Source organism: Kitasatospora sp. LaBMicrA B282 (genome assembly GCF_050325825.1).
Lineage (GTDB): Bacteria > Actinomycetota > Actinomycetes > Streptomycetales > Streptomycetaceae > Kitasatospora.
Window position 1 is genome coordinate 1 of the sequence record NZ_JBNQTI010000371.1, and the last position, 1,050, is coordinate 1,050.

Here is a 1,050-nt window from a genome sequence, read left to right on the forward strand (position 1 = left end):
CTTGGGTTCTAACGGTCGTTGCAACACCCCAGCTCAAGGGGTGCGATGGACTTCGAGATCCGCAAGGACCGGAAGGCACAGGGAGCGAGGCAGCTGACGCGTGAGCGGGAGGCATACTTCCAGCTCATGCGTCAGGGCTACAGCAGCAGGGAAGCGTGCCGGATCGTTGGTATCAACCTGCGAACCGGCAAGCGATGGCGCAACGGGTGGCACTCGCCGCCTGACGGCCGGAAGCCGGTACCGCCGATTCACGTGGCGGCGCCGGTCTCCGGCCCGTCGCGGTATCTGTGCGAGGAGGACCGCATCCACATTGCCGACCGGCTGCGAGAGAACGCCTCCATCCGCACGATCGCGGCCGAGCTGGGCCGCAGCCCCTCGACCGTCAGCCGCGAGATACGCCGCAACGGCATGCCGCTACGCGGGGACGAGTCCCGGTGGGCCTACCGTCCCCATGCCGCGCATCGCCGCGCCGAACAGCGGCGGCCCCGGCCGAAGTCCGGGAAGATCGCTCAGAACGCGGAGCTGCGGGACTTCATCCAGGACCGCCTGGAGCGGAAGTGGAGTCCGGAGCAGATCTGCCAGGCTCTGCGGGACACCTTTCCCGAGCGGCCGGAGATGCACGTGGTCCACGAGACGGTCTACCAGGCCCTCTACGTCCAGGGCCGCGGCGAGTTGCGCCGCGAGCTGGCCGGCGCCCTGCGCACGGGACGCGCCCGCCGCCTGCCCCACCGGCAGGCCGCTGCCCGCCGACCGCGCTTCGCCACCCCCATGGTCATGATCAGCGAACGTCCCGCCGAAGCCGACGATCGGGCGGTGCCCGGCCACTGGGAGGGTGACCTGATCATCGGTAGGGACGGCGCCTCCGCGATCGGGACCCTGGTCGAGCGAGCCACCCGCTACGTGATGCTCCTGCACCTGCCGAACGGCCGCGCCGCCGAGCAGGTCCGCGATGCCCTGGTGGACACCGTGCGGACCCTGCCCACCCACCTGGTCCGGTCGCTGACCTGGGACCAGGGCGCCGAGATGGCCGCCCACGGCTCGTTCACCGTC

The 1,050-nt window shown here is 70.7% G+C and carries 1 protein-coding gene; it reads left to right on the plus strand.

Going from position 1 to position 1,050, the window contains the following annotated elements; translation table 11 throughout:
• Positions 1 to 45: 45 nt before the first annotated feature.
• A partial coding sequence (locus ACQRUO_RS39500; protein WP_428321012.1) for an IS30 family transposase occupies positions 46 to 1,050 on the plus strand: 1,005 nt, incomplete at its 3' end.